Source organism: Negativicutes bacterium (assembly GCA_018052945.1).
Lineage (GTDB): Bacteria > Bacillota > Negativicutes > JAGPMH01 > JAGPMH01 > JAGPMH01.
The window spans coordinates 1-26,287 of the sequence record JAGPMH010000019.1 but is presented as its reverse complement, the minus strand read 5'-3'; the positions used below and the strand labels follow the sequence as shown (position 1 = coordinate 26,287).

The 26,287-nt window shown below is 34.9% G+C and carries 32 protein-coding genes; all 32 read right to left on the bottom strand.

The window, feature by feature from the left end:
- A partial coding sequence (locus KBI38_04550) for an isoprenyl transferase (protein ID MBP8629341.1) occupies positions 1-706 on the bottom strand: 706 nt, incomplete at its 3' end.
- A gap of 56 nt (positions 707-762) precedes the next feature.
- On the bottom strand, positions 763-930 hold the full coding sequence (locus KBI38_04545) for a 4Fe-4S binding protein (GenBank protein ID MBP8629340.1): 168 nt from the start codon (positions 928-930) through the stop codon (positions 763-765).
- Between the two features lie 4 nt (positions 931-934).
- Positions 935-1,132, bottom strand: a complete 198-nt coding sequence (locus tag KBI38_04540; GenBank protein MBP8629339.1) for a hypothetical protein — start codon at positions 1,130-1,132, stop codon at positions 935-937.
- Positions 1,132-1,689, bottom strand: coding sequence for a ribosome recycling factor (gene frr / locus KBI38_04535; protein MBP8629338.1), 558 nt, complete (start codon positions 1,687-1,689; stop codon positions 1,132-1,134). The genes KBI38_04540 and frr overlap by 1 nt, the downstream gene beginning before the upstream one ends.
- Positions 1,689-2,414, bottom strand: a complete 726-nt coding sequence (locus tag KBI38_04530) for a UMP kinase (GenBank protein ID MBP8629337.1) — start codon at positions 2,412-2,414, stop codon at positions 1,689-1,691. The genes frr and KBI38_04530 overlap by 1 nt, the downstream gene beginning before the upstream one ends.
- A gap of 108 nt (positions 2,415-2,522) precedes the next feature.
- Positions 2,523-3,170: a translation elongation factor Ts gene (gene tsf / locus KBI38_04525; GenBank protein ID MBP8629336.1), complete on the bottom strand. Its 648-nt coding sequence runs from the start codon at positions 3,168-3,170 to the stop codon at positions 2,523-2,525.
- A 62-nt stretch (positions 3,171-3,232) separates the two neighbouring features.
- Positions 3,233-3,946, bottom strand: a complete 714-nt coding sequence (rpsB, locus tag KBI38_04520; protein MBP8629335.1) for a 30S ribosomal protein S2 — start codon at positions 3,944-3,946, stop codon at positions 3,233-3,235.
- Between the two features lie 159 nt (positions 3,947-4,105).
- Entirely contained in the window at positions 4,106-4,591 is a 486-nt protein-coding gene (locus tag KBI38_04515; GenBank protein ID MBP8629334.1) for a hypothetical protein, read from the bottom strand.
- Positions 4,592-4,613: 22 nt separating this feature from the next.
- Positions 4,614-4,940, bottom strand: coding sequence for a hypothetical protein (locus KBI38_04510; protein MBP8629333.1), 327 nt, complete (start codon positions 4,938-4,940; stop codon positions 4,614-4,616).
- Between the two features lie 29 nt (positions 4,941-4,969).
- Entirely contained in the window at positions 4,970-6,565 is a 1,596-nt protein-coding gene (locus tag KBI38_04505) for a DUF342 domain-containing protein (protein MBP8629332.1), read from the bottom strand.
- A 46-nt stretch (positions 6,566-6,611) separates the two neighbouring features.
- Positions 6,612-7,358, bottom strand: coding sequence for a FliA/WhiG family RNA polymerase sigma factor (locus KBI38_04500; GenBank protein MBP8629331.1), 747 nt, complete (start codon positions 7,356-7,358; stop codon positions 6,612-6,614).
- Between the two features lie 23 nt (positions 7,359-7,381).
- Positions 7,382-7,735, bottom strand: a complete 354-nt coding sequence (locus KBI38_04495; protein ID MBP8629330.1) for a hypothetical protein — start codon at positions 7,733-7,735, stop codon at positions 7,382-7,384.
- 15 nt (positions 7,736-7,750) lie between these two features.
- Positions 7,751-8,236, bottom strand: a complete 486-nt coding sequence (locus tag KBI38_04490) for a chemotaxis protein CheD (protein MBP8629329.1) — start codon at positions 8,234-8,236, stop codon at positions 7,751-7,753.
- Between the two features lies 1 nt (position 8,237).
- The gene (locus tag KBI38_04485) at positions 8,238-8,855 is read right to left on the bottom strand and encodes a chemotaxis protein CheC (protein ID MBP8629328.1); all 618 of its coding nucleotides are present in this window, start codon (positions 8,853-8,855) and stop codon (positions 8,238-8,240) included.
- Between the two features lie 30 nt (positions 8,856-8,885).
- The gene (locus KBI38_04480) at positions 8,886-9,344 is read right to left on the bottom strand and encodes a chemotaxis protein CheW (protein ID MBP8629327.1); all 459 of its coding nucleotides are present in this window, start codon (positions 9,342-9,344) and stop codon (positions 8,886-8,888) included.
- Positions 9,345-9,359: 15 nt separating this feature from the next.
- On the bottom strand, positions 9,360-11,429 hold the full coding sequence (locus tag KBI38_04475; protein ID MBP8629326.1) for a chemotaxis protein CheA: 2,070 nt from the start codon (positions 11,427-11,429) through the stop codon (positions 9,360-9,362).
- Positions 11,430-11,454: 25 nt separating this feature from the next.
- Positions 11,455-12,492, bottom strand: a complete 1,038-nt coding sequence (locus KBI38_04470; GenBank protein ID MBP8629325.1) for a chemotaxis response regulator protein-glutamate methylesterase — start codon at positions 12,490-12,492, stop codon at positions 11,455-11,457.
- A 17-nt stretch (positions 12,493-12,509) separates the two neighbouring features.
- Complete coding sequence (locus KBI38_04465) at positions 12,510-13,172, bottom strand: PilZ domain-containing protein (GenBank protein MBP8629324.1); 663 nt, start codon at positions 13,170-13,172, stop codon at positions 12,510-12,512.
- A gap of 24 nt (positions 13,173-13,196) precedes the next feature.
- Positions 13,197-14,054, bottom strand: coding sequence for a MinD/ParA family protein (locus KBI38_04460; protein ID MBP8629323.1), 858 nt, complete (start codon positions 14,052-14,054; stop codon positions 13,197-13,199).
- Positions 14,055-14,056: 2 nt separating this feature from the next.
- A complete protein-coding gene (flhF, locus tag KBI38_04455) occupies positions 14,057-15,313 on the bottom strand; it encodes a flagellar biosynthesis protein FlhF (protein ID MBP8629322.1) in 1,257 nt (418 codons plus the stop codon).
- The gene (gene flhA, locus KBI38_04450; protein ID MBP8629321.1) at positions 15,314-17,380 is read right to left on the bottom strand and encodes a flagellar biosynthesis protein FlhA; all 2,067 of its coding nucleotides are present in this window, start codon (positions 17,378-17,380) and stop codon (positions 15,314-15,316) included. It lies immediately after the preceding gene.
- A gap of 24 nt (positions 17,381-17,404) precedes the next feature.
- Positions 17,405-18,544 (bottom strand): flagellar biosynthesis protein FlhB, encoded by a 1,140-nt coding sequence (gene flhB, locus KBI38_04445; GenBank protein MBP8629320.1) that lies wholly within the window; start codon positions 18,542-18,544, stop codon positions 17,405-17,407.
- Positions 18,498-19,283, bottom strand: coding sequence for a flagellar type III secretion system protein FliR (gene fliR, locus KBI38_04440; GenBank protein MBP8629319.1), 786 nt, complete (start codon positions 19,281-19,283; stop codon positions 18,498-18,500). Before fliR ends, flhB begins: the two co-directional genes overlap by 47 nt.
- A gap of 13 nt (positions 19,284-19,296) precedes the next feature.
- The gene (gene fliQ / locus KBI38_04435) at positions 19,297-19,566 is read right to left on the bottom strand and encodes a flagellar biosynthesis protein FliQ (GenBank protein MBP8629318.1); all 270 of its coding nucleotides are present in this window, start codon (positions 19,564-19,566) and stop codon (positions 19,297-19,299) included.
- An 11-nt stretch (positions 19,567-19,577) separates the two neighbouring features.
- Positions 19,578-20,330: a flagellar type III secretion system pore protein FliP gene (fliP, locus tag KBI38_04430; GenBank protein MBP8629317.1), complete on the bottom strand. Its 753-nt coding sequence runs from the start codon at positions 20,328-20,330 to the stop codon at positions 19,578-19,580.
- A gap of 28 nt (positions 20,331-20,358) precedes the next feature.
- The gene (gene fliO / locus KBI38_04425) at positions 20,359-20,907 is read right to left on the bottom strand and encodes a flagellar biosynthetic protein FliO (GenBank protein MBP8629316.1); all 549 of its coding nucleotides are present in this window, start codon (positions 20,905-20,907) and stop codon (positions 20,359-20,361) included.
- A 1-nt stretch (position 20,908) separates the two neighbouring features.
- Positions 20,909-21,271 carry a response regulator gene (locus KBI38_04420; GenBank protein MBP8629315.1) on the bottom strand — a complete coding sequence of 121 codons (363 nt, stop codon included), beginning with the start codon at positions 21,269-21,271 and terminating at the stop codon, positions 20,909-20,911.
- Between the two features lie 30 nt (positions 21,272-21,301).
- On the bottom strand, positions 21,302-22,471 hold the full coding sequence (gene fliY / locus KBI38_04415; GenBank protein MBP8629314.1) for a flagellar motor switch phosphatase FliY: 1,170 nt from the start codon (positions 22,469-22,471) through the stop codon (positions 21,302-21,304).
- Positions 22,464-23,468 carry a flagellar motor switch protein FliM gene (gene fliM, locus KBI38_04410; protein ID MBP8629313.1) on the bottom strand — a complete coding sequence of 335 codons (1,005 nt, stop codon included), beginning with the start codon at positions 23,466-23,468 and terminating at the stop codon, positions 22,464-22,466. The genes fliY and fliM overlap by 8 nt, the downstream gene beginning before the upstream one ends.
- Before the next feature lie 41 nt (positions 23,469-23,509).
- On the bottom strand, positions 23,510-23,875 hold the full coding sequence (locus tag KBI38_04405) for a flagellar basal body-associated FliL family protein (GenBank protein MBP8629312.1): 366 nt from the start codon (positions 23,873-23,875) through the stop codon (positions 23,510-23,512).
- 159 nt (positions 23,876-24,034) lie between these two features.
- Positions 24,035-24,232, bottom strand: coding sequence for a flagellar FlbD family protein (locus KBI38_04400; protein MBP8629311.1), 198 nt, complete (start codon positions 24,230-24,232; stop codon positions 24,035-24,037).
- A gap of 64 nt (positions 24,233-24,296) precedes the next feature.
- Entirely contained in the window at positions 24,297-26,180 is a 1,884-nt protein-coding gene (locus tag KBI38_04395) for a flagellar hook-basal body complex protein (GenBank protein ID MBP8629310.1), read from the bottom strand.
- Positions 26,181-26,287: the final 107 nt, after the last annotated feature.

The window sequence follows — 26,287 nt, the reverse complement described above, 5'->3', positions numbered from 1 at the left end:
CCGGTTTAAAGTCCGGCCAATTAATATCAGTGAACCAAAACTCCGCATAAGCTATCTGCCATAATAAAAAATTACTGATTCTAATATCGCCACTTGGTCTTATTACTAAATCAGGATCAGGTTGTCCTTTAGTGTATAAACAAGAACTTATTAAAGATTCATCAATTTCGTCCACTGTAATTTTATCATTTTTAAGGTCATTACCAATTATTTTAACAGCCCGTACAATTTCTGCTCTACTACCATAATTAACTGCGATATTTAAAACACAACCAGTATTTTTTGCTGTACGCGACTGAGCGAATTCAAATTTATCTTGTAATTTGGTTGAAAGTTTCTCAATTTCACCAATAAATCTTATTACAATATTATTAGTTTCTAGTTCGTCAATTTCTTTATCAATATACTCTGAAAATAGATTCATTAAAAAATCAACTTCATCTTGTGGTCTTTTCCAATTTTCTGTAGAAAAGGCATAGACCGTTAAATGTTTCACCCCAATATCAGAAGCTGTTTTCACAATATCCTTTAAAACTCCAACTCCTGCTCTATGTCCAAAAGTTCTCATCAACCCTTTATTTTGTGCCCAGCGACCATTACCATCCATAATAATAGCGATATGCTGCGGAATTTTACCAACATCAATGTTATTAGAGTTTTTAGTTTGGTTTTTTTTAGTATTTTTGCCAAAAAACTTTTTCCACATAAAATCCTCCCAAATGCTTAAGAAACTAAACCCCCTCAATGAGGGGGCTTTTAAAATCATGGAGCTGATATTGCATTAACAGGACAAACTGCCACACATGCACCGCACTCTACGCATTCTTCTGAAATTTCGTATTGTGTACTTCCTTCAGAAATAGCTGCTACCGGACAAACACCGGCACAAGCTCCACAGGAGATACATTCTTCACTAATTTTATATGCCATTTTCCTACACCTCCTTTCGCATCTTAGCGACAGTTAATAACAAATATTCATCACCCTTAATAGTTTGTTTTACTACAAACAATGGCTCTTCCATAATATTTGCTACCTTTATCGGATAAGTTTGGGAAATAATATAGCTTTTTTTATGTTCTTGTAGAATTTTTATTGCTTCCTTTATAGTAAAACCAACTACATCCAGCATTATACTTCCATTATTTCTTTCTCTTTAGCTGCCATAGTATTGTCAATTTCCTTGATATATTTATCTGTTACTTTTTGCATATCTTCTTGTGCCTTTTTGCTATCATCTTCAGTGGCAACCTTTTCTTTTTCCAACTTTTTAATAGCATCATTAGCATCACGTCTAATATTGCGAACGGCTACTCTAGCATCTTCTGCCTTTTTACCAATTGTTTTAGCTAATTCTGTTCTACGCTCTTTTGTTAGTTGCGGAATATTCAAACGAATAATAGTACCATCACTGTTAGGTGTCAATCCTAAATCAGATTTTAAAATAGCTTTTTCAATTGCGCCTAACATGGTTTTTTCCCATGGTTGAATAGTAATCATTCTTGCCTCAGGAACACTAACATTGGCAACCTGATTAACAGGTGTAGGTGTACCATAATAATCAACATTGACCTTATCAAGTAGGGCCGGAGTTGCTCTGCCGGCTCTTAAAGATGAATATTCTCTACGCAAAGCTTCTAATGCTTTTTTCATTTTATCTTCATGTGTAGCAAATATATCTTTGAACATTAACCTTTACCTCCAACAACAGTACCTATTTTTTCACCTAATGCCGCTTTTAAAATATTGCCTGGTTCATCAATACTAAATACAACAATCGGAATTTTATTATCCATACACAAGCTTATCGCCGTAGAATCCATTACTGCTAAGCCACGTTTTAATACTTCCATATGATCTAATTCCAAGAATTTTTTAGCATCAGGATTGAATTTTGGATCTGAATCATAAACACCATCAGCATTTTTCTTAGCCATTAAAATAACATCAGCTTCAATTTCTGCAGCTCGTAATGCCGCCGTAGTATCTGTGGAAAAATAAGGATTACCTGTACCTGCTGCAAAAATTACAACACGTCCTTTTTCTAAGTGGCGAATTGCTCTGCGTCTAATATAAGATTCTGCCATTTGTCTCATTTCAATAGCACTTTGAACTCTAGTATCAACACCACAATTCTCCAATGCATCTTGTAGCGCTAAAGAATTCATCGCTGTAGCTAACATCCCCATATAGTCAGCCGTTGCTCTATCCATTCCTTTGGAGCTTCCTGCTAAACCACGCCAAATATTACCACCGCCAACAACTATTGCAACTTCAATATTTGTTTTTTTGATTTCTTTAATTTCCTTAGCAATCTCATCAACAACAATCGGGTCAATTCCATATCCTTTTGTACCCGCTAAAGCTTCTCCACTTAACTTTAAGACCACTCTCTTGTAATTTGCTTTTTCCAAACAATAAACCCCCTATCCACACTCTACTATTTGATATAACTTCGACAAAAACATTAATGTTCCTGTTACCTACAATTTTAAAAATAAGAGAACACTTATGGTGTTCTCTTAGCTATTAACAGCTGCCATTACTTCTGCAGCAAAATCAGTTGTCTTTTTCTCGATGCCTTCACCAAGTTGATATACTGTAAATCTTCTAACAGTAATATTTTCACCAATTTTAGCAATTTTTTCATTGATTAATTGGCTAATTGTTTTATCTGGATCTTTAATGAATTCTTGTTCCATTAAACAAATTTCTTTATAATATTTTTCAATACGACCAACAATCATTTTTTCAACGATATTAGCCGGTTTACCTTCGTTTAAAGCTTGTGCACGTAATACTTCGCGTTCATGCTCTAATACTTCTTCTGACACTTCTTCACGACGAACAACCATTGGATTTTTAGCCGCAATTTGTAACGCAATATCATGTGCTAAGCTTTTGAAATCATCTGTTTTAGCAACAAAATCAGTTTCACAGTTAATTTCAACCATTACACCAATTCTTCCGCCACCATGAACATAAGTTTCAACAACACCTTCAGCTGCTACTCTACCAGCTTTTTTAGCTGCCGCTGCTAAACCTTTTTCTCTTAAAAAGTCCACAGCTTTTTCTATATTACCTTCTGTTTCAGTTAAGGCTTTTTTACAATCCATCATTCCTGCGCCAGTTAATTCACGCAATTCTTTTACCATTGCTGCAGTTACCATCTAAATCCCCCTACTTATTTAATTAAAGGTAAGGGCTATAACCCTTACCTTATCTTGATTTATTAAGCTTCAACTTCAGCTTCTGAAAGTTGCTCACCTTGACGACCTTCAATAACAGCATCAGCCATTCTTGCAGTAAGTAATTTTACCGCTCTAATAGCATCATCATTACTTGGAATTACATAGTCGATTTCATCAGGATCACAATTTGTATCAACAGTTGCTACAATTGGAATTCCTAATTTATGAGCTTCTGCTACTGCAATTCTTTCTTTGCGTGGATCAATAATAAATAAAGCTCCTGGAAGTTTATTCATAGTTTTAATACCACCTAAGAATTTTTGCAATCTTTCCATCTCATGACGAAGTGAAAGCACTTCTTTTTTGCCAAGAACTTCGAATGTTCCGTTTTCTTCCATTTCTTCTAATTCGCATAAACGTTTAATACGTTTTTGAATTGTTTGGAAGTTAGTTAGCATACCGCCTAACCATCTTTCATTTACATAAAACATACCAGATCTGATAGCTTCATCTTTTACTGCTTCTTGAGCTTGTTTTTTAGTACCAACAAATAAAATGGTTTCTCCTGATTCTGCTACATCACGTAAAAAGTTGTACGCTTCATCAACTTTTTTCACTGTTTTTTGTAAATCGATAATATAAATACCGTTACGCTCAGTGAAAATGTATGGAGCCATTTTCGGGTTCCATCTTCTTGTTTGGTGTCCAAAATGAACACCTGCTTCTAAAAGCTGTTTCATTGAAATTACTGCCATGGTGTGTGCACCTCCTGTTTTTTTTCCTCCGTTTTCCGCATTTTTTGTTTTAACCTTATAGGCACAGTACAAAATTAGAAAACGTGCGTTTTTTTACACCGTAAGTATTATATCATATCAACATAAATATAACAAGAATAAATACAATATTTATTCTTGTTATTTGTTCATTTCTATTATTAATTTTACTGCTGTTTCTTCTAATCCAACTTTTTTAACGATTTCATTAATGGTCTCACCTCGTGACCGCAATAACAAAACTTGCTCTTTTTGTCCTTTGCCCGATAAAAAATCTTCATCACTTTCATCACTTTCATCACTTTCAGTGCTTTCTATTGTTGGTAACAGCATCTCTTCCTGAACTGTTGGATGCACTAACTCAGTTTCACTTAATTTTGAAAATTGCAATATTTTTTCTTCAAGCTGAGATATTTTTGCATCAGCTTCTACTATTAAAAACGCTAACTGGTCATTACGTTCATCAATCATTGCAACAATATTATCAGCAGCCTCTTCTAGCTTTTTTTGTAATTGTTGTGTTGATCCATCATATTGTTTTTGTTGTAATTCATACTTGCGCTCTTTTTTTACGGTATATATAAAAAAGCCAATAGCTGCTATCAATAACAGCCAAAAAATTTCCATAATAATAATCTCCTAGAACCTACTATGTTCTAATATCGATATGCTTCCCTCTATTACTATCAACAGCAAATTTAACAGTATCAACTTCATTTTCTTCATCTTCTTGTAACTGCCCTTTAGATGAGCTTTGTTGCTTATTTTTATTTCTTTCTTGCCCATCTTTAATGACATTACCCTTAGATTTATTCATATCTTCAACTTGTTTTTGCTTGTGTTGTGTCATTTTTTTAAAATCTTCAGTTACAATTCCCTGGCTATTGGTTAATTGTTGATCATTTATTTGCTGATTTCTGCCAACCTCTGTGGCTTTCGGTATTAATACTTGTAAATCCATCGGCGTAATATTCATACTTATCACCAACTTTTACTTTATTATATTTAGAAGGTACCGGTTTTAATATCTCCATCTTCTTCATAAAAGCTAACATATTTTTGTTCTTCCCTAATATTTTTAAGGACAGAACCAATAACAATTTTTACCCCAGGATAAATTACATCAGACACTCTAATTCTCCCGGTTTTTAAATCCTCAAAGCTTTGCTCAATATCAATAATTTTTTTGCGTAATGATTCAACTTTTGCTGACAAAGGAAATTGTGCTTTTGTCAACTTTAATAATACTTCTTTCTTCTCTTGTGATAAATCATCAATATTTTGCGATTTTAAAAAGATTAATGATTTTTGCACTTGATCTAAATCTGTTTCAGCCTTTGCTAATTCTTTGCGAACGACTTGATATTCTTCTCGCAACATCGGATTTATCCCAACTTCTAACTTTGTAGTTGTGTTCATTTGAGTGCCGACAACCTTAGCCACAATTTCTTCACCGGCTGTTACCACCCCACCGGCGATAGTACCCTTGCGCCCTTGGACTAACACTCTTTTTCCGGCACTGACATTAGAATGTAGCACTGCTTCACCGATAACGGCATCTTTTCCAGCACTAACAACGGCATTTTCCACAAAGCTTGAAGTTATATTACCCTTAGCTTTAATTTGTCCGCGATGCATCCCTTGAATTCCTGCTTTAACAACAATATTATCAGCTTCAACCGTTCCACCACTGATTGTTCCATAGACCTCAACATCACCTTCAGCTTTTATGGTAAAGCCAGCTTGAACACTGCCTCTAACTACAACACTACCAACAAAATCGATATTCCCGGTAGATAAGTCTACATCACCTTTAATTTCAATAGTAGGAACAACACTAAGCTTACCATTTTCTAAAATTACTTGTCCGGCAATAGATGCAACAACAGTATTTTCACCTAGCGCTTTAGTATTTTTGCCTAACGGTAACATTACCTGCTTACCAGGTTTAGGCGGTAAGGTATTGCCTAACACATCAGTTCCCTCAATTCCATTTGTAAAAGGAACTCGTTCTGCAAGTACCGTTCCAGTATCAACAACCGTAAACAAATTTAAATTTTTATAATCAACTTTACCATGCTCTAATTCTGCAGGTTTTCCATGATCTTTAATCTCAACATGTTGCACAATATAAGCATTTTCACCTGGAATTGCTTTTGTTCCTTTTGCAAATAAAAAGTCAGTACTAGAAACTCGCAACGCTGCTTTAATAGCTTCTTCATCAATTCCATAAGTAACATTACTATTATTAATAGCTTCCATAACCATTTCATAAGTCGGTTCTAAGGTATTTTTATCCTTAGCAATCTGAATATTAGCTTCCATTCTATCTCTAGTCATTGAAACTGTAATTTTCGGTGGAACTAATAAAACTTCCTCCACCGTTGGCATTTCTGCAATTTTTATTGGTTTATTAGTTTTTTCCTCAATCGCTGAGTTTATCGCTTCAAGATCATATTCAGTTATTTCTTTGCTCGTCAACTCTTTTAAAACTAAATCTAAAAGATCAGCTGAACTATCTTCAGTTGAATATACTAACAAAAAAACTCCTTTATCATTATAGTCAATTGAAAATTCTTCCTTTTTTTCTACAGCATCCATGACTTATAGAACCTCCCTGAAATAATCTTTTCTCTATCTATTAATATTATATTGTTTTATTTGCTAACGCACCTTTTAATCTAATAACAGATTTTGTATGTAATTGCGATACTCTCGCCTCAGATAATTTTAAAATTAAACTAATTTCTTTTAAGGTAAGTTCCTCATAATAATAAAGAGTAACTACCATTTTTTCCTTGTCCGGTAAAATATTTATAGCTTTAGCTAAAGTCTGCTTTGCTTCTTCTAGCTCAATATTCTCAAAAGGATTATTCTGAGCAGTATTTGCTACCTCTGTTTTCATATATTCCTCTAACGGAATCACAGTCGATACATTTATTTTACTTAACAACTCTGCTAAGTCATCTAGAGAAATTTCCAATTTTTCAGCAATTTCTTCATCTTTAGCACTACGCCCTAAAGAATTTTCCAACTCAGCAACAGTTTTCTCATATTTTTTTATCTTTTGCCGTAAAGATGTCGGCAACCAATCCTTCGACCTAAGGGAATCAATAATTGAACCCCTAATTCGAAGGCTAGCATAAGTTTCAAACTTATTGCCCCGTGACGGTTCATATCGTTCTATCGCATCTAACAGTCCAAAAAAGCCACAACTAATAAGTTCATCTTTTTCAATATAACTAGGCAGACTTATCGCTAATCTTCCGGCAACAATATTTACCAAATCTAAATAAATATGAACTATTTCTTCTCTAATTTCAGGACTTCTAGTTTCGCGATATATCAACCATAAATTTTCTAATTCACTATCTGAATAAGCTTTTTTAGACATAACCTAACCTCCACACATAGCAATTATTCTGTAGGCGGAGAAACTTTTGTAAAGTTATCAGGAGTAAACGGTTCAAAAGTTGCTTGCTCCGGCTGATTTTGTTCCGATGATAAATCTTCACCTTCAATAGCCTGTTCAGCATCAATTGTTTTATCTGTTTTGGGAGTATCATTTGCTTCTATAAAATTTTTTATAACTTTTAGATATGTTGTTTGAAAGAAAAATATTAATAGATAAGTTAAAATCCCTACAAAAAGCATTGCACCTAACATTCTTCCTAAAATTACAACAAATCTTGCTTCATTCATTAATCCTAATATCGCCGTTACAATTCCAACAAAAACAGTTAATCCAATAATCAACCACAACTTAACCACATTTTCCTCCCAGGCTTACAATTCTTTTTGGCCTTTATCAATAGTTTTAATTTTATAAATTCCGGTATCTAATTTTAATTCAACCGTACGACCATAGTTACCACCGGTATCACTAGCTATTATTCTAATATCCAGTTCTTTTAAAGTTTTTATTGTAGCTTCCGCATTGCGCTCGCCAACTCTCATAATATCAGTCGCATTGGCAAACTTAAACATTTGTGCACCACCAGCAATTTTTGCTACAACTCTTGTTCTAACAGCACCTAACCTAATCATTTCTTGTAACATCAGTGGTATCGCGGTATCAGCAAATTTCGCCGGATTTTCACTTGTCCGCGCTTGTGTGCTGTCCGGCAACATAATATGTGCAAGCCCTCCGACCTTAGTAATAGGGTCAAACAAAGCAATACCAATGCATGAACCTAAGCCATAACTTATCAATGAATTAGGGTAAGTTCCTGTTTTATAATCCGCCATTCCAACACGAATTAACTCCGACATATTATCTCACCCCTATTGCGGCCAATATCGTATTTAATGACCCAGGGTCAGGAATAAGGAAAAAATGTCCTTTAACTCCATCCATCTCCGCATCAAATTCAGTCTCTATTACCAATGCGTGATCCCCCATTTGTCCTAATTGCACTAATACTACGCTTAAAATTGCTCCGGCCATATCAAGAGCTAAAGCAGGTATTGATGGCAATAATGTTAATTTTGTAAAATGCGATAATGCATTAAGGTACGCACCAGCTAAAATATTCCCAATCTCCATCAGTGCTGATTCATCCATAAAATCAAGCTCCTGAGTAGTACCTTTTTCGCGCCCCATTAACATATCAATCAACGCAAAAGCACTATCTCGTGGTAGCAAGAATAAAATACTTCCCGGTGCCAAACCATAAACTCTCAAAAACACGCCAACAACCATCGCATCAGATCCACCAACAACATCAGGAACATCACCTAACGGCATAATTGAGACCTGTGGTACAGTCATATCAATTTTGCGATTGATAATCTGAGATAATGCCGTAGCTGAGTTTCCGGCACCAACATTTCCTATTTCTTTTAACGCATCCAACTGCATATTAGATAAATTCAAAAATTCTTCTGTCAAGTGGCACACCTCTTTTTCGGTACAATTACCTTATTTTGCTTCCGTTCCAATTCCTATCATTTCCACTAGGTCCAGTAAAATTATTAATCTATTCTCCAAATTTCCTACACCACTAATAAAGCTATGTTCATATCTAGCAACAACCGATTCCGGTGGCTCTATTTTATCTTGTGGTATTGCTATAACCTCTGATACCGCATCTACAATCATCCCAATTGAAACTTCATCAACTTTTAAGATAATAATTCTCGTATCCTCAGTATATTCTTCATTTTCTATACCCAGTCTTTTTTTCGTATCTATAACCGGTAATACACTGCCGCGTAAATTCATAACACCTTTAATAAATTCAGGAGTATATGGCACTCTGGTTATTTCAGTAATACGCTTAATTTCTTGAACATTTAGAATACTTACACCATACTCTTCGCGTCCAAGCTTAAAGACCACTAGTTGCTCTTCATTATTAGAATATTCTCTTTCCTCCACCATCATTACCCCCTTTTATCGATTATTCATTAAAGTTCCAACATCTAGAATTAACGCAACTTGACCATTTCCTAAAATAGTTGCACCAGCAATAACTTTTATTCCTGCTAATAGTTTACCTAACGTTTTAATAACAATTTCTTGCTGACCAATTAAGTTATCAACAATTATTCCTGCTTTTTGATCTCCCATATGAACAATTACAACAAATAAGTCCTTACTATTTGTCGCTACTTGTTGTGGAACATTTAGTAAGTTTGCCAATCTGATAATAGGAATAATTTGTCCACGCAGTAATATTACTTCTTGATTTTGAACAGTTTTAATATCTTCAGAACCGATATTAATAGTACTATCAATTGAACCTAATGGAATAGCATAAATTTCTTCTTGAACTTTTATCAATAAAGCTTGAATAATCGCCAATGTTAATGGCAATCTAATTTTAAATTTGCTACCCTCGTCCAGTTTAGTTTCAACATCAACTAAACCGCCCAGTGATTCGATTTTGTTTTTAACAGCATCCATCCCAACGCCTCGACCTGAAACGTCAGTAACAACTTCCGCTGTTGAAAAGCCCGGTAAAAATACTAACTTAACCGCTTCGTTATTATCCATCTTGTCGGCTTCAGCTTGAGAAATCAAGCCTTTTTGGACTGCCTTTCTCTTGATAACTTCAGCGTTTATACCTTTACCATCATCTTCGACCATTATTATGACATTATTTCCTTCATGTCTGGCAATTAAGCGAACTTCACCAATCGAACTTTTTCCTTTAGCTCTACGTTCTTCCGGTAATTCAATCCCATGATCTATTGAATTTCTTAACAAGTGCACTAACGGATCGCCAATTTCATCAATAACAGTTCTATCAAGTTCCGTTTCTTCACCTTCGATGATTAAATTAATTTCTTTTTCCAAATCTCGTGATAAATCACGAACCATTCTCGGGAATCTATTAAAAACTTGACCGACCGGCACCATTCTTACTTTCATTACAACACTTTGTAAATCAGTAGTAACTCTATCCATTTGTTCTATCGTTTCCACTAATTCCGTTAAACGATGCGTAATACCAATTTGTTCTAATCTAGTTTTATTGATGACCAATTCACCCACTAAATTTAACAACGAATCTAGTTTATCAATATCAACCCTTACCGATTGACCACTTTTAATTTTTTTATCGACATTATTAGCTTGTACATTATTTTTATTAGGTTCAGCTTTTATTTCTTTTTTCTCATCCGTACTAACTTGCTCAACTTTGACCGCGACTTCTTTGATTTCTTGTTCCTTAGAAATTTGATTTTGTGCGTCAATAACCACAATCTCCACTGTCTCAACCTCGGAAATTGACATTAATGAACTTTCGACTCTAGCCACTTCTTCATCAGTTACAACCAGAACCTGAAATGATTTTTCAAATTTTTCTTGTTCTAAATCATCGGTGGATGGAATAGCTTTTATTACCTCACCCAACTCATCTAAATTATTCATAACCATATAAGCTCGAGCTGATTTCAAAACACATGAATCTGTTAAACTAACTTTTATTTCTAATGTTTGCAAACCATCTTTTTGGGCATTAGCAATAATAGAGACTTCCATGTCACTTAAGTCCATTTGAGATTTACCACTAGTTGAAGTTTCAGCTACTGTTTCTTTTGTTGCAACAGTTTTAGCTGTAGTTTCTGCAACAACATCACCTTTGGCAATACTTAACAACTTAGCAATTAAATCAGATACATCAATATCAATATCGGCCCCACTCGCTACACTTTCCACCATTTGTTCTAATGTATCAACACATTTAAAAATAGTATCAACAATATCTTCGCTAGGTTCCAACTGATTTTTTCGTAGTAAATCTAAAACATTTTCCATTTCATGTGTTAACTCTGCAATTTTAGTAAAGCCCATTGTCGCAGACATACCTTTAATAGTATGAGCACTACGGAAAATTTCATTTAGTACTGACAGATTTTCCGGATTATGTTCTAAATCCAACAAGCAACTATTTAACGTTTGTAAATGTTCACGAGACTCTTCTAAAAACATAACCATATATTGATTTGTGTCCATTTGCAATCCCTCTCTTTTGCTTATACTATTTTTTAGCTAACCTTGAAAGCTCTCCTGCTACCGCTTCAATTGGTAATACCTCATCAATACCACCTAATTCCACTGCAACCTTTGGCATACCATAAACAACTGCTGTTGATTTATCTTCAGCTAATGTTCTACCACCGGCTTCTCTTATCAGCTTAATTCCTTTAGCACCATCACTGCCCATTCCTGTTAAGATTGCAGCAATAACTTTATCACCATATTTGGCAAGTGATTCAAATAAAACATCAACCGCTGGTCGATGACTTGATAATGGCGGACTTTGATTTAGTTTAATCACCCTTTGGTTATTTCTCTCTTCTACTGTCATATGATAATCACCGGGAGCAATAAACACTTTACCAGCTTCAATTACATCATTATCTTCCGCTTCTTTAACTTTTAATTCCGTCAAAGAGTCTAATCTAGCAGCTAATGATTTGGTAAATCCTGGTGGCATATGTTGGACAATAACAACTCCACACGGTAAATCACCCGGCAAATTTGTTATAATTTCCTGCAGTGCTCTTGGACCTCCAGTTGAAGTACCAATCCCAATAATTTTTTCTTTAAATAAACTCTTGCTAACGGTTGGTTTTATTGTCATATCTATTTTAAATGTTTTCATAATATTTCGTTCTTTAATATTTGCTCCGGCTGCAGCTTTGCATTTTTCAAGAATTTCTTCCTTTATCCCTGAAACACTAGAAATCGGCGATGAGACTTTTTGAATGAAATCTACTGCCCCTAGTGACAAAGCTTTTATCGTTGCATCAGCTCCTACACTTGTTAAACTACTAACCATAATAATCGGCAAAGGATTTTCTCTCATGATAATTTCAACAGCAGTCAATCCATCCATAACCGGCATTTCAACATCCATCGTCACCAAGTCCGGCTTTAATCTCTTTACTTTCTCAACTGCATCTTGACCATTACGCGCTGTATCAACAACAACAAAATCTTTGTCTTCTTCAAACACATCTGACAATAATTTGCGCATAAATGCAGAATCATCCGCAATTAAAACTCTTATCATAATATCCCCTCTTTTTATTACTTTCTGTTTTTTATAATTTCTCGTTGCTTTTTAAAAATAAACTTAATCAACTTCCCTCTCATTCGTTCATTAAGCTCCGTATATTTCATCCCTACCCAATAAATATCTTCATCATGAATTGGTTTTTCTATTCTGATAACTTGACACAAAACTTTAAAGTCACCTTCTTCTTCTAAATCAATACTAACTTCAATGTTTTGTCCTAATTTAAGTGCTTTATGTAATACTAACCTGATTCCGCCACCACTAATATCTTTTACTCTGGCATAAACCGGATCAGTAAATTTTTCATCTTCAGTTTCAAATCTAATAGTCGCCGGCATTATTAAGTCAATTCTAACAAACTCACGTTTTTGGATTTTTTTTGCTTCTTCTGGAAAACTAGTTATCCAAACAGGCATTGGATATAAATCCTTGCCCTTGTACACCGCAGAAAATTTGTAATGTCCCATCTCTGAGGTGAAATTAGCTTCAAATTTACTTCCACTTAAAGGAATTAGAGGCTCACCTTTTTTCATTGGCATAGCAATAATCAAGTTGCCGTTTTTTATATCTTCAACACGACTGGCATATCTATTTTCATCATATTCCAATCTTATTTCTAACGGTTGATTAATCTTTATTACATCATCTAACTTTACTATTTCTTCATTTGCCATACTATACCTCCATTTTCTTTAATATTATCGTAAAATTCTGCGTAATTTATCCAAAAATCCTCTTAAACCACCATACCTGGTTAATTGAACATCATTAATCATATTGTAAGCAATGTCTTTTATACAACGCGAAGCAATAGTATTAGGATATGCCATCAGCACCGGTTGTTGTGCTTTTACTGCTTTTATTAAATTACGATCTTCATAGATGCCACCTATTTTTTTTACGTATAAATCCAAGAATTTTTCAGCGGTTTTACTTAATTTACTTAACACCAACTCTTCTTCATTATCTTCAAAAATTCTATTAACCACAACCCCAATTAAGGATTGTTTTGAATAATAACTGTATGCTTTCATTATAGCATATGCATCCGTAATTGCAGTAGGTTCTGGTGTCGTTAATAAAATAACTTCATCAGCCGCAATAATAAAATTCAGTACATTTTTGTTAAGACCAGCACCAGTATCAATAAAAATGTAATCTGCAACATATTCACATTGATCAATTTTATCAATAATATATTCTAATTCATTAATATTTAAATTGGCCAGTTTTTCCAAACCAGAACCACCTGAGATATATTTTATATCATGTGGCCCAGTCGCCATTATTTCTTCTAAGCTTAAGTTATCATCTAGCAAGTTCAATAAGTTATATTGTGGCGTAGTTCCTAAAATAACATCAACATTTGCCATCCCTAGATCGGCATCAATTATTAATATTTTTTTACCACACATCGCCATTGCAATTGCCAAATTAACGGTAAAATTAGTTTTACCAACGCCACCTTTTCCACTCGTTATGGCGATTATCTTCGGACCATTCTCATTTTTTTGTCGTTCTTCAACTAGTCTACGCAACATTTTTGCTTGATCCATAATTACTTCCTCAAAATCAACTTAGCTAATTCCTTTGGCTCTGCCAAAATTATATCATCAGGTACACTTTGACCCGTTGTTAAATAAGATAAAGTTAACGAAAATTGATTAGCTAAATTAACAATCGTTCCTAAACTACCGGTTTCATCTGTTTTTGTGAATAAAATTTTATTTGGCGAACAAATTGAAAATTTTCTGATAATATCAGCAGCATCTTTGTACTTAGTAGTTGAGCTCAGCACTAGATGTTTTTCAATATTGGGGTTTACTTCTAACAACGATTGTAATTCCGCAATTTGAAATTGATTATGTTGGCTTCGCCCAGCTGTATCGACTAAGATTAGCTCTTTATCACTATGTTTGATTAGTGCACTGCTTAAATCCTCCGGAGAATAAACAATTTCAATTGGTATACCAATTATATCGGCATAGGTCTTTAGTTGTTCAACCGCAGAAATACGATATGTATCTGCAGTAATTAAGGCAACCTTACAGTTTTTCTTTAACACAAAAGTGGCTGCTAATTTTGCAATAGTCGTTGTTTTGCCAACGCCAGTAGCCCCAATTAGTGCTACTATCTTAGATTCGCCTTTTTTATAGCTAATTCCTTTTGCCTCCGGTAGAGTTTTAGAAACTCCTTTTGCTACTAATTCAATCGCTTTAGGATGATTTATATCTTCCAATACTGCCGGTTCAACAATATCTTCTAAAATTTTTTGTGCAGTTTTATCATCAACTTCATTATCTATTAACGCTTGAAATAAAGAAACTTTATCTATATTATTCTGCGGAACTTCATTAATTACCTGCTCTAACATTTTTTTCATGTTAGTTAACTCTAGTTCCAGTTCTTTTATCTTTTTATCTTGTTCTTTTGATTCTTTATTTTCACGATAAGCTTTAACCGAAACCTGTTGCGGAATGAAATTTATTTTCTCTGGATTTTCATTGTTGGGATTAGTTTTTTCTTGAATAGGCACCGGTATTGGCGGTGCTACTACCGGTGGTGGTGTAGTTTCAACAATCTTAGCTTTTTCTGTTAATAGCTCTTTAAACTCTTCTTTTGGTAGCTTGACTTTTTCTTGCTGTTTATCATCAATAGCAGCCATTACTTCGACCATTTCTTTGCCCAAATAGCCAAAAATACCACCTTTATTAAATCTTCGAGTATGAAGGATAACAGCATCCATCCCTAACTCACTTTTCACTTGTGCCATCGCTTCTTGAATAGTATTTGCTGTGAAAACTTTAAACTTCATCTAGATTCTCACCACCCCTAGTACTTTTAATTCAGTATTTGATTCAATTTCAGCATGCGATAGTACAACAATTCCAGCTGCACTGCGCTCTATTAATTTTTTGAAATATAATCTAATATTTGGACTTGTTATAATAATCGGTAAATAACCTACATCTGTCATCTTTTTAAGTTCAACATTTAAACCATTTAAAAGTTTCTGCATATTATTAGGGTCCAAGCTAACATATGAGCCAGCTTCTGTCCGCTGAATATTATTGGCAATTAAACTTTCAGCCACCGGATCTAAACTAACGCAATGAATAATATTATTTTGTGCATATTGCCGTGAAATTTGTCGCGCCAAGGCATGTCGAACATACTCTGTTAAAATTTCAGTGTCTTTAGTAAGCCTTGCATAATCAGCCAGAACTTCCATTATACTAGCCATATCACGAATAGAGATATTTTCTTTTAGTAAGTTTGCCAACACTTTTTGAATTTCACCGACAGTCAATAATTCCGGCACCAACTCATCGACAACCGCAGCATTGCTTTGCTTAACATTGTCAACCAAGTTTTGTGTTTCTTGTCGACCTAATATTTCAGCAGCGTGTCCTTTAATAACCTCAGTTAAATGTGTTGCCAATACCGACACTGCATCAACTACAGTATAACCTGCCAATTCAGCGTGTTCACGCTCTGCTTCCGTAATCCATAACGCCGGCAATCCAAAGGCCGGTTCAATTGTATCTATTCCAGAAATTTCTTCATAAGCCGTTCCAGCATTCATTGCTAAATAATGATCTAATAATAGTTCGCCACGTGCAATTTCAATTCCTCTTAACTTCACAATATATGAATTAGGCTTGATTTGAATATTATCCCTAATTCTAATAGTTGGGACAACTAGCCCCATCTCCAAGGCGCATTGTCGACGAATCATGACAATCCGCTCCAGTAAATCCCCACCTTGTCCGGTGTCAACTAATGGAATTAAACTATAACCTATTTCTAGTTCCATCGGGTCAACCTGCAACAAAGAAATTATGTTCTCCGGTTTACGAATTTCTTCTTTTTCTTTTTCTTCTTGTTGTGCTGCCGAAATTTCTCCGGTATCTTTAACTGATTTTCTCAAACTGTTCCCAATAATAAAAGTAATAATTGCTAAAACCATAAACGGAATACCCGGCAACCCCGGAACAACTGCTAATAAAGTTAAAACCCCTGTTGCAATAAAAAATATTCTTTGATTACTAAACAGCTGATTATGAATATCAACTCCTAAATTTGTTTCAGAAGCCGCTCTTGTAACAATTATTCCCGTAGCTGTTGATATTAACAATGCTGGGATCTGATTTACCAAACCCTCACCCACTGTCAATAAAGTATAAGTTTGTAATGCCGTAGCTGCATCGAGATTTCGTTGAACCATCCCGATAACAAAGCCACCGAGAATATTAATAATAATAATAATGATTGCCGCAATGGCATCCCCTTTTACGAACTTACTGGCACCATCCATCGCTCCATAAAAATCAGCCTCACGTTGAATATTGCGTCTTCTGGTACGAGCTTCTTCATCAGTAATCATTCCTGAATTCAAATCAGCATCAATACTCATTTGCTTACCAGGCATTGCATCCAAGGTAAATCTAGCTGCAACTTCAGCTACACGCTCAGCACCTTTGGTAATTACAATAAACTGAATGATAACTAAAATTATAAACACGATAAAACCAACAACGGCGTTACCACCGACAACAAAATTACCAAACGACATGATAACTTCTCCGGCATACCCTTCCAATAAAATAAGTCTTGTGGAAGATACATTTAACGCCAATCTAAATAACGTCGCTACCAATAATAATGATGGAAAAACCGAAAAGTCTAACGGCTCAACATTATAAATTGTAACCATTACAATAACTAGCGCCATCGTAATGTTTAAGCATAACAACAAATCCAATAAAATAGTTGGCAACGGTATAATCATCATAATTACAATTGTAATTATGGCAATGGCAACCAAAATATCGCTGTATTTACTTAATATCCCAACGGGAGAAGATGCTTGATTTGCCAAAACTTTTCGCTCCTTATACTGCTATTATGAAAGTTTCTTCTTGATCTTATAAACATGTGCCAATACTTCTGCAACAGATTTATACAATTCCGGCGGAATTATATCACCAATTTCTGTACTGCTATATAAAGCTCTTGCTAAAGGTTTATTTTCAACAATAGTAACCTTTGCTTCTTGAGCAATTTCTCTAATTCGTTTGGCAATTAAATCTTGCCCTTTTGCTACTACAATTGGAGCAGCCATTCCTTTTTCATACTTTATTGCTACCGCAAAATGCGTCGGATTTGTTATTACTACATCTGCTTTAGGAATTTCTTTCATCATCCGTTGCATTGCCATAGCTCGTTGTCGTTCTTTTATTTTTCCCTTAATCTGCGGATTACCTTCTGATTGTTTATATTCTTCTTTAACCTCTTGCTTACTCATTTTTAGGCTTTCACCATGTTCCCATTTTTGATAATAATAATCTAATATTGATAAAATCATCATCACAGCCGTTATTTTAAAAACCATTGTAAAAATTAAACTTGCTAGCAAATGCATTGCATCCATTAATCCAAGCCCCATTAGCTTCGGTAAATGCATTGATTCTTCACGCAAAAATAAAACAATAAAATACCCAATAACAACTATTTTTATAATCGACTTAATAAGCTCTACTAACGATCTTTTAGAAAACATCCTCTTGAAGCCTTCTATTGGGTCAAGCTTACTTAAGCTTGGCATAATCGGTTCAAAAGTAAACAAAAATCCAACTTGAAAATAATTTATGATTAATCCTGTTGCTGTAATTGCCAACATTATCGGTAAGGCTGTCTTAACTAATACCAACATAATATTAATAAACAATTCACCCATAATATCAGCTGTAAAACCTTCTTGCGGAATATTAGTGAATATATGTATTGTAAAATTACTTATTTCATCATAAATATGCTGTCCTAAAATCTTAAGTGCTAAAAAGGCAATCAAAATAATAAAAGTTGAACTAATTTCATTACTGCGACTTACCTGCCCCTTATTTTTAGCATCTTGTCGTTTTTTGGGCGTAGCCTCTTCTGTTTTTTCACCATTAAAGCATTGTAAATCAAATTCAAAGAGAGGCTCTACTATCTTTTTATGATAAGGTTCGTAATAAGTTATATAAGTTGGTATACATTTCATGAAAAGCCACATCCAAAAACAAGATATAAAACGGTAAAGTCACAGATAGCACAAAAAGGCCGACAAAAATTTTGGCCGGCACTCCAACAACGAAAATATTCATTTGAGGCATAGTTCTTGCCAAAATTCCCAATGCAACATCCATCAGGATAATTGCAAAAATTATCGGAATGCTAATCTTTATAGCGATAGTAAATGTCCCCCAAGTCATCGCAATCATTAAATCAGTGAGGGCCGTTGTTAAGTGCATGCCGATAATTGGAATTATAGTAAAACTATCAACTAAGGCCGTCAAAACAATATAATGGCTGTTGGTAACCAAAAAAATTAATAACGCCAAGTTATATTTAAAACTACCAATCAACGGAACTTGCTGTCCAGAAGTCGGATCCAAAACATTGACAACCCCAAAGCCAACCTGCATATCTAACAATTGTCCTGCCATCAAAATTGCTGCAAAGGTTAAATAAGCTACAAAACCTATTACCCAACCAACAAATAACTCCGAGGCCACAGCTACAACATAACCTAACAACGTCATTGGTAAAGCAACCTTCATTCCACTAGCCATAATTGTCGGAAATAAAACTAGAGTAATCGCTAAACTTAAGGCTGCTCTGATTTTGGCAGGAGTATTTTTACTACCAAAAAAAGGAGCCATTATAAAAATTCCGCTAACTCTAGTTAAAATTAATAAGAAAATCCCTATGTGATTTTGTAAAATATCATATAAGTCCAAAACAGTTCCGCCTTTAACCAATTAAGCTAGGTAAATTCACAAATAACTCTCTAATATAATCTGTCAATAACCTTAACATCCATGGACCAAAAATCAAAATTGCCACAAACACTGCCACAATTTTAGGAATAAATGCTAAAGTTTGCTCTTGAATTTGAGTTGTAGCTTGGAAAACACTAACTAAAATCCCCACCAACATCCCCAAGCCTAGCATTGGTGCTGAAATCAACATAACCATGAATAATGCTTCTCGGGCCATTTGTACTACTAAATCACTAGACATAACAACAGCTCCTATTTAAAACTAACTATCAACGATCTAATGATTAAGTGCCAACCATCCACCATTACAAATAATAATATTTTAAATGGTAAGGATATCATAACCGGCGGTAACATCATCATCCCCATTGACATCAAGGTACTGGCGACAATCATATCAATAACAATAAACGGAATATAAATCATAAAGCCAATTTGAAACGCTGTTTTTAATTCACTAATAACAAACGCCGGGACTAAAGTCAGCGTAGAAACATCCTCCGGCGTATCGGGCTGTGGAGCCTGTGACAGATTAACAAATAACGCCAAATCACTTTCTCGAGTTTGCTTAAACATAAATTCTCGAATTGGTTTTACCGTTTCATCAATTGCTCTTTCTTGCGTTATTGTTCCATTTAAATATGGCTGTAACCCTTTTTCATTAGCTTGTTGCAAATATGGTGACATTACAAAAAACGTTAAAAATAAGGCTAAACCAACAATAACTTGATTTGGTGGCATCTGTTGTGTTGCCAAGGCACTTCTTAAAAAGGATAATACCACTATTATTCTAATAAACGAAGTAGTCATTATCAAAATTGCCGGCGCTAACGATAAAATCGTCATCAGTGCCAAAATTTGCAATGAAGTTGATACCTCTTGCGGATTAGTAGCAGTACCAACATCAATGTTTATATTGGGAATTAATGGTGCCGCCAAACCAGTTACCGGAATTAATAGTAACGCCAGCACCAATAACAAAACAACATTTTGTTGTTTAAACACTTGTTTTACCTCTTCTCATACATTAACCTCAAAAATTTTTATTTCGCTTATTAAGTAACGATGGAAACCGCTTAGAAATACTTTCTAAAGAATTAATCTGTTTATGAAAAATATTATTAAAATCAAATTCAATCTCTGAATTTATCGCATTAACTCTTAATTTTTCAATTTCCATTTCATCAGTTATTTCTTTAATCAAATTTATCTCTTTATCAGTTACCCCTATCAGCATAACACTACCGGCTATTTCAACCACATATATACACTTATTCGGTCCTAGCGGTAATGTTTCGAGGATTTTAGTGGATTTATTTTGTCCACGAAACGAAAGTTTATTACCTAAAAATTTAGAAGTAAAATAAGCTAACCCTGCAATTAGCGCAAAGACAAACAATAAGCTAATCATATATGATATGGTTGATAACCAAGAAGATTGTGTTGTTGCCGGTTCTTGGTAAGTTAAGTAACCGTTTTTAACATTATTAGCTTGCTCTTGAGCAAAAGCATTCCCCCAAAAGAAAGCACTAACACATAGCAACAACACAACTATAATAATAGTTTTATTTTTTTGTAACATTTTAACCAACAGCTTTTCTAACAGCCTCTAACACTCTATCAGGTTGGAATGGCTTAACAATAAAATCACGAGCACCGGCTTGAATTGCCTCAATAACCATTGCTTGTTGTCCCATCGCACTACACATTATAATCTTTGCATTAGGGTCAACTTTTTTTATTTCTTTAACTGCTGTAATTCCATCCATTTCTGGCATAGTTATATCCATTGTCGTTAAATCAGGTTTTAACTCTTGATATTTTTCTACAGCTTTTAAACCATTTTCCGCTTCTCCCACTACATCGTAACCATTTTTTGATAAAATATCCTTAACCATCATTCTCATGAACGCCGCATCATCAACAACTAAAACTCTAATTGCCATATCAATCTCTCCCTTATAAAAAGTTTTTATTTACTGTATTGTACTTGCTCTTTCCAGTGCACTAATTATATCTGTAATTCTTACTCCAAAATTTTCATCAATTACAACAACTTCACCTTTGGCCAACAATTTTCCGTTAACCAATATATCGACCGGTTCACCTGCTAATTTATCAAGCTCAATCACAGAGCCGGTTGATAACTCTAAAATATCTCTAATTAATTTCTTAGTTCGCCCTAATTCTACAGTTACCTGCAACGGAACATCCATAATTAAACCAATATTGCCTTCATTACCTGTCACCCCTAGTGGTGTTAACGGTGCAAATTGCACCGGTTGTACAGGGACATTAACAACATTAGGATTTTGCATATATTGTTGTTGTACAGGTTGTTGCATCATTACCGGCTGAGCTTGTTGCATTTGCGGTTGTTGTGCATATTGTACTGCCTGTGGGGCTTGTACAGGGGGAGCTTGTTGAACCTGTGGTGCCAAATCCTGTGGTGGTGGTGGTGTTGAGTCTTGTGCTGAGTTCATCAAACTATCCACCATCTCTTTTGATATATCAACCGGTAAAATTTGCATTATTTCACTATCAATTAAGCCTTCAACTTCCATTCTAAATGCGATTTTAACCAGCAAGTCACCGTCTGCAGTAGCAAGATTTTCCAGATTATTTGTATTTGATAAGTCAATCAAATTTACTACCGGTGGTGAAATATCAACCATTTTATTAAACATTGTCGACATTGATGTCGCTACCGAACCCATCATTTGATTCATTGCTTCACCGACAGCACTCATCGACAGTTCATTTAATTCTACCGACGGATTAGTGCCATCTCCACCCATCATCAAATCAGCAATAATCAAAGAATCTTGTTCTCTGATTGCTAAAATATTATTTCCTTTAATTCCTTGGGTATAACCAACTTCAATAATCAAATATGGAAGCGGATAATTATTTTTTATATTTTCAAAAGTGATAACTTCAACTTTAGGAGTTGTTATTGAAACCCTCCGTCCCAATAAAACAGACAAAGTTGTCGCAGCACTTCCCATTGAAATATTTCCTATTTCCCCTAGGGCATCTTGTTCCATCTCCGATAACTCTGCTGCTACCGGTTCTGGTGTAGCACTATCTCCGCCACCCTTTAACAAAGCATCTATCTCTTCTTGCGAAAGAAAGCCGTCATTCATCTTCATCATCTCCTTCTATATTTACGCCAGATATTTGCACTGCAACTTTTTTATTCGCAGTACCCGGATGGCATAAAAACTTAGCTTTTCTTCCTACAATAACCTTAAGTTCACTGCCAACTGTTGTATCCAGTTTTAAAACATCGTTTATATTAAGACTTAACAACTCTCGAACCGACAAATTAATAGTACCTAATTCTACTGCTAACGGAACATAAGTCTTTTTGATTTTTTTCTCTAAAATATCAACCTGTTCCGGATGAGCTTGTTTAGCGATAGAGGATGCTACCCAAAACGTCGTTGTTAATTTTGACATTATTGGTTCTAATACCAAATATGGTATACAAATATTTATTAAGCCTTCCACCTGCCCAATTTGAGTTTGTAACGTAACAATAACAACCATATCATTAGGCGGTACAATTTGTGTAAATTGCGGATTCGTTTCAATAACCTCCAAACGAGGTTCTGTATTGACCACATGCCTCCAAGCTTCTTGCAAATTGTCTAAAGACTTGGTGATAACTTTTCTAATAATAGTTTCTTCTATATCAGTCAAAGTTCTTATTTTATTAATAACTGTACCTTCGCCTCCAAATAACCTATCAATAATTGAAAAGGCAATATTAGGATTAATTTCAAAGATAACATTACCTTTCAATGGAGACATATTAAAAATACCAATTACACTGGGATTTGACAATGACCTTATAAACTCTTCATATGCCAATTGCTCTACCGAAGCAACACTAATATTTACTAAAGTTCGTAGATTAGTTGATAAATAAGTGTTTAAAAGGCGGGCAAAATTTTCATGTAGCATATATAAAGTACGAATCTGATCTTTAGAAAATTTATCAGGGCGTTTAAAATCATAAACCTTGACTTTTTTCTGTTTTTCCTCAACTTTCATCTCTTCCGCTGAAACAACCCCGGTTGATAGCGCTGATAAAAGCTGATCTATTTCTGATTGTGATAAAACATCAGCCCCTGACAAAGGATTTCCCCTCCTTTAAACCAAAATTATTATTAACTAAATTACTGTAACACAAATGTCGTAATGTAAACCTCATAAACACAATCCTTACCAAATGCTTTATTAACTTCTTCTTTTATGTTAATTTTTAAAGCACCTTGTTTGCTAGGGTCAAAATCTTCCGCTTTTTTAGCACGTAATACTTGTAGTACTGCGTCTAAAATTTTAGTCTCATTAGCCGGAGCAATTTTACCATCTTTACCAACACTATCAGGGCTTAATTCTAACACAACCCCAATTTTAAGATAACGACCGGTATTAACACCACCGACATTAACAATTAAGCCTTCTTTAGGATCGCCTAGCTTAACAAATACTCCCGGATCTCTATGTTCTGTCTGTGCAGCATTTTTATTCATAACATGCATTGCTATAAAATATGATACTCCACCGGCTAAAACAAGACCTGCTACTATCAGTCCTACCACTAACAGCAACGGAAACTTTTTACCACTTTTTTCTTCTTCAGCCACAATTATACCTCCTTGTATTACAGTAACTACCTAAAATCTATTTTAAATAACAAATCAACGCAGACCTCTACCAAGAGCTCTACGATAATCCATTACCTTTCTTACAATGTCATCCATACTTTCTTCTACTATTAATTTTTTACCATTTAGCAACGTAATCACAGTATCAGGTGTCTCTTCTATCGTTTCTATCAACTCAGCGTTTAATACCAATTCTTTATCATTAGTATTAAATTTAGTAATCTTTATCATATTACACCTCTTATTTTCTTTAAGAAGGGGGATTGTACCCCCTTCTTATATCATCTACTAATTATTAACGTTTCATATTAACCAAAGTTTCTAACATTTCATCAGATACAGTTATAATTTTTGAATTAGATTGGAACCCACGTTGTGTTACAATCATATCCGAAAATTGTTGTGATAAGTCTACATTCGACATTTCAAGTGCACCTGGTGTTAAAGAACCTCTACCACCGGTTGCAGCAGTGCCGATTTGTGGTTCACCAGAGTTTGCTGAAACAGAGTAAGTATTGCTACCAAGTTTTGTTAAACCACCTGGATTATTAAAAGCCGCTAAAGCAACTTGTGCCAAAACTTGATTTTGTCCATTGGAAAAAGTTCCAACAACTTCGCCAGCTTTATTTAAGCTCACACTATCTAATGTTCCTGCAGCATAACCAGTTTTTTCATAAGCAACAGTGCTAGTTCCTGCCACTTGTTTTGTATTCGTAAAATCCATATCAATATTAACAGTTGCTGCCGTTTGTGTTGGTACACCAATATTTACATTACCTGTTGGAAGTACACTGCCCGCAGCATTAAAGGTTCCGTCAGTATTTAATGCTAAATGCATATTTGCTTGAAGCCCTGAGTTTGTAACAATATGATTTGATGCCGTTGTTGATGGATATTCAATCGTCCAACCATTATATGCATAAGGTGAACTTGGATGAATTACAGTATTAATAGTATCGGTTGTACCATTACTATTTGTTATTTGCATTTGATAATTAAATGGTCGTGCAACTTGTATATTAGCTGGAATTGTATCACTATTTGTATTTATCGTTCCTGGAGCTACACCTCCAGGAAAATCTACAGTATACGCAGTAGCACCTGCGTTTCCGATGTCATATCCATTGGCAGTTTTAGCCGGATATGTTACTGCCCACGTAGAAGGATTTGCATCAGTGTATCCTGCCGGTTTTGTTAATGTTACAACTACTGAATCAGTTGTTCCATCAGGGTAAGTAATAGGCATAGCCTGTGTAATAGAAGTTGTTGCCGCTGGGACTGGTAATGTAAGTGAAAAACCACTTGTATTTACTGTTGTTAATGGAATATCTGTAAAATTAGAATTTATAGTAGCAGTTTGAGCTGCTATTGTTGCTGGTGCAAAAGAAATGTCAGGAACAGTTGATGCATTTAGCGTTCCATCATTGTTAAATGTAACCGTTCCCACTGGTGTTGCTAAAGGACTAGGTGGAATAATATTACTTCCCCCAGTTATTACAGCTCCTGTACTGGTAGTAGCAGGATAATATACATTCCATGTGTTAGCTCCCGTAGCCTTTGCCATTGTTAATGTTATATTGTGTGCAGATCCCAAGCTATCAAATACTGTTAATGGCATTGTAACAGTTGTTCCAACAGCAGCATCAGCTGACAAATTTTTAGAAAAACTTACTTGACTTGTTGCTGAAGCCGGCATTATTTGCCCTTTAGTTATTTTGATTGCTTGAACATCGCCCGATGAATTAACGACACCTGCAGTAGCATTCCAGCCCATTACTTTCATTCCTGAGCTTGTAGAAACATAGTTTCCAGTATTATCGAAGTCAAAATTACCGGCTCTGCTATAGACTCTATTGTTGCCTTCTCCAAGGATAAAAAAGCCAGCATCGGAAATCGCTAAATCCGTACCAACACCTGTACTTTGAATACTACCATTGGTAAATAATGTATCAATACTGGCTGAAGCCATCCCTAAACCAACCTGCATTGGATTTGTACCGCCTCGATTGCCTTGTGAGCCTGAAGCACCTTGAATATTTTGATTAAGAATATCTTGAAAGTTAACTCTACCGCCTTTGTAACCAGTAGTATTAACATTAGCAATATTATTACCAATAACATCCATTCTTGTTTGGTGATTTCTAAGTCCGCCTACTGCGGAATATAATGAACGCATCATAATTAAACGACCTCCTTAATATATAAGTTGCCTCAATCATTCAGCAACTTGGGGCCTCCATTCGGTCCAGCCCTAAATTATCATTGCACTATCAATATTAGTAAATA

What these genes read in the sequence shown, in the direction of transcription:
- KBI38_04545 (MBP8629340.1), bottom strand. Translation starts at nt 930, where the DNA reads ATGGCATATAAAATTAGTGAAGAATGTATCTCCTGTGGAGCTTGTGCC.
- KBI38_04540 (MBP8629339.1), bottom strand. Translation starts at nt 1,132, where the DNA reads ATGCTGGATGTAGTTGGTTTTACTATAAAGGAAGCAATAAAAATTCTA.
- frr (MBP8629338.1), bottom strand. Translation starts at nt 1,689, where the DNA reads ATGTTCAAAGATATATTTGCTACACATGAAGATAAAATGAAAAAAGCA.
- tsf (MBP8629336.1), bottom strand. Translation starts at nt 3,170, where the DNA reads ATGGTAACTGCAGCAATGGTAAAAGAATTGCGTGAATTAACTGGCGCA.
- rpsB (MBP8629335.1), bottom strand. Translation starts at nt 3,946, where the DNA reads ATGGCAGTAATTTCAATGAAACAGCTTTTAGAAGCAGGTGTTCATTTT.
- KBI38_04515 (MBP8629334.1), bottom strand. Translation starts at nt 4,591, where the DNA reads ATGGAAATTTTTTGGCTGTTATTGATAGCAGCTATTGGCTTTTTTATA.
- KBI38_04510 (MBP8629333.1), bottom strand. Translation starts at nt 4,940, where the DNA reads ATGAATATTACGCCGATGGATTTACAAGTATTAATACCGAAAGCCACA.
- KBI38_04505 (MBP8629332.1), bottom strand. Translation starts at nt 6,565, where the DNA reads ATGGATGCTGTAGAAAAAAAGGAAGAATTTTCAATTGACTATAATGAT.
- KBI38_04500 (MBP8629331.1), bottom strand. Translation starts at nt 7,358, where the DNA reads ATGTCTAAAAAAGCTTATTCAGATAGTGAATTAGAAAATTTATGGTTG.
- KBI38_04490 (MBP8629329.1), bottom strand. Translation starts at nt 8,236, where the DNA reads ATGTCGGAGTTAATTCGTGTTGGAATGGCGGATTATAAAACAGGAACT.
- KBI38_04475 (MBP8629326.1), bottom strand. Translation starts at nt 11,429, where the DNA reads ATGGACACAAATCAATATATGGTTATGTTTTTAGAAGAGTCTCGTGAA.
- KBI38_04470 (MBP8629325.1), bottom strand. Translation starts at nt 12,492, where the DNA reads ATGATAAGAGTTTTAATTGCGGATGATTCTGCATTTATGCGCAAATTA.
- KBI38_04465 (MBP8629324.1), bottom strand. Translation starts at nt 13,172, where the DNA reads ATGGCAAATGAAGAAATAGTAAAGTTAGATGATGTAATAAAGATTAAT.
- KBI38_04460 (MBP8629323.1), bottom strand. Translation starts at nt 14,054, where the DNA reads ATGGATCAAGCAAAAATGTTGCGTAGACTAGTTGAAGAACGACAAAAA.
- flhF (MBP8629322.1), bottom strand. Translation starts at nt 15,313, where the DNA reads ATGAAGTTTAAAGTTTTCACAGCAAATACTATTCAAGAAGCGATGGCA.
- flhB (MBP8629320.1), bottom strand. Translation starts at nt 18,544, where the DNA reads ATGAAATGTATACCAACTTATATAACTTATTACGAACCTTATCATAAA.
- fliQ (MBP8629318.1), bottom strand. Translation starts at nt 19,566, where the DNA reads ATGTCTAGTGATTTAGTAGTACAAATGGCCCGAGAAGCATTATTCATG.
- fliO (MBP8629316.1), bottom strand. Translation starts at nt 20,907, where the DNA reads ATGTTACAAAAAAATAAAACTATTATTATAGTTGTGTTGTTGCTATGT.
- KBI38_04420 (MBP8629315.1), bottom strand. Translation starts at nt 21,271, where the DNA reads ATGGCAATTAGAGTTTTAGTTGTTGATGATGCGGCGTTCATGAGAATG.
- fliY (MBP8629314.1), bottom strand. Translation starts at nt 22,471, where the DNA reads ATGAATGACGGCTTTCTTTCGCAAGAAGAGATAGATGCTTTGTTAAAG.
- KBI38_04405 (MBP8629312.1), bottom strand. Translation starts at nt 23,875, where the DNA reads ATGCATGTTATGAATAAAAATGCTGCACAGACAGAACATAGAGATCCG.
- KBI38_04400 (MBP8629311.1), bottom strand. Translation starts at nt 24,232, where the DNA reads ATGATAAAGATTACTAAATTTAATACTAATGATAAAGAATTGGTATTA.
- KBI38_04395 (MBP8629310.1), bottom strand. Translation starts at nt 26,180, where the DNA reads ATGATGCGTTCATTATATTCCGCAGTAGGCGGACTTAGAAATCACCAA.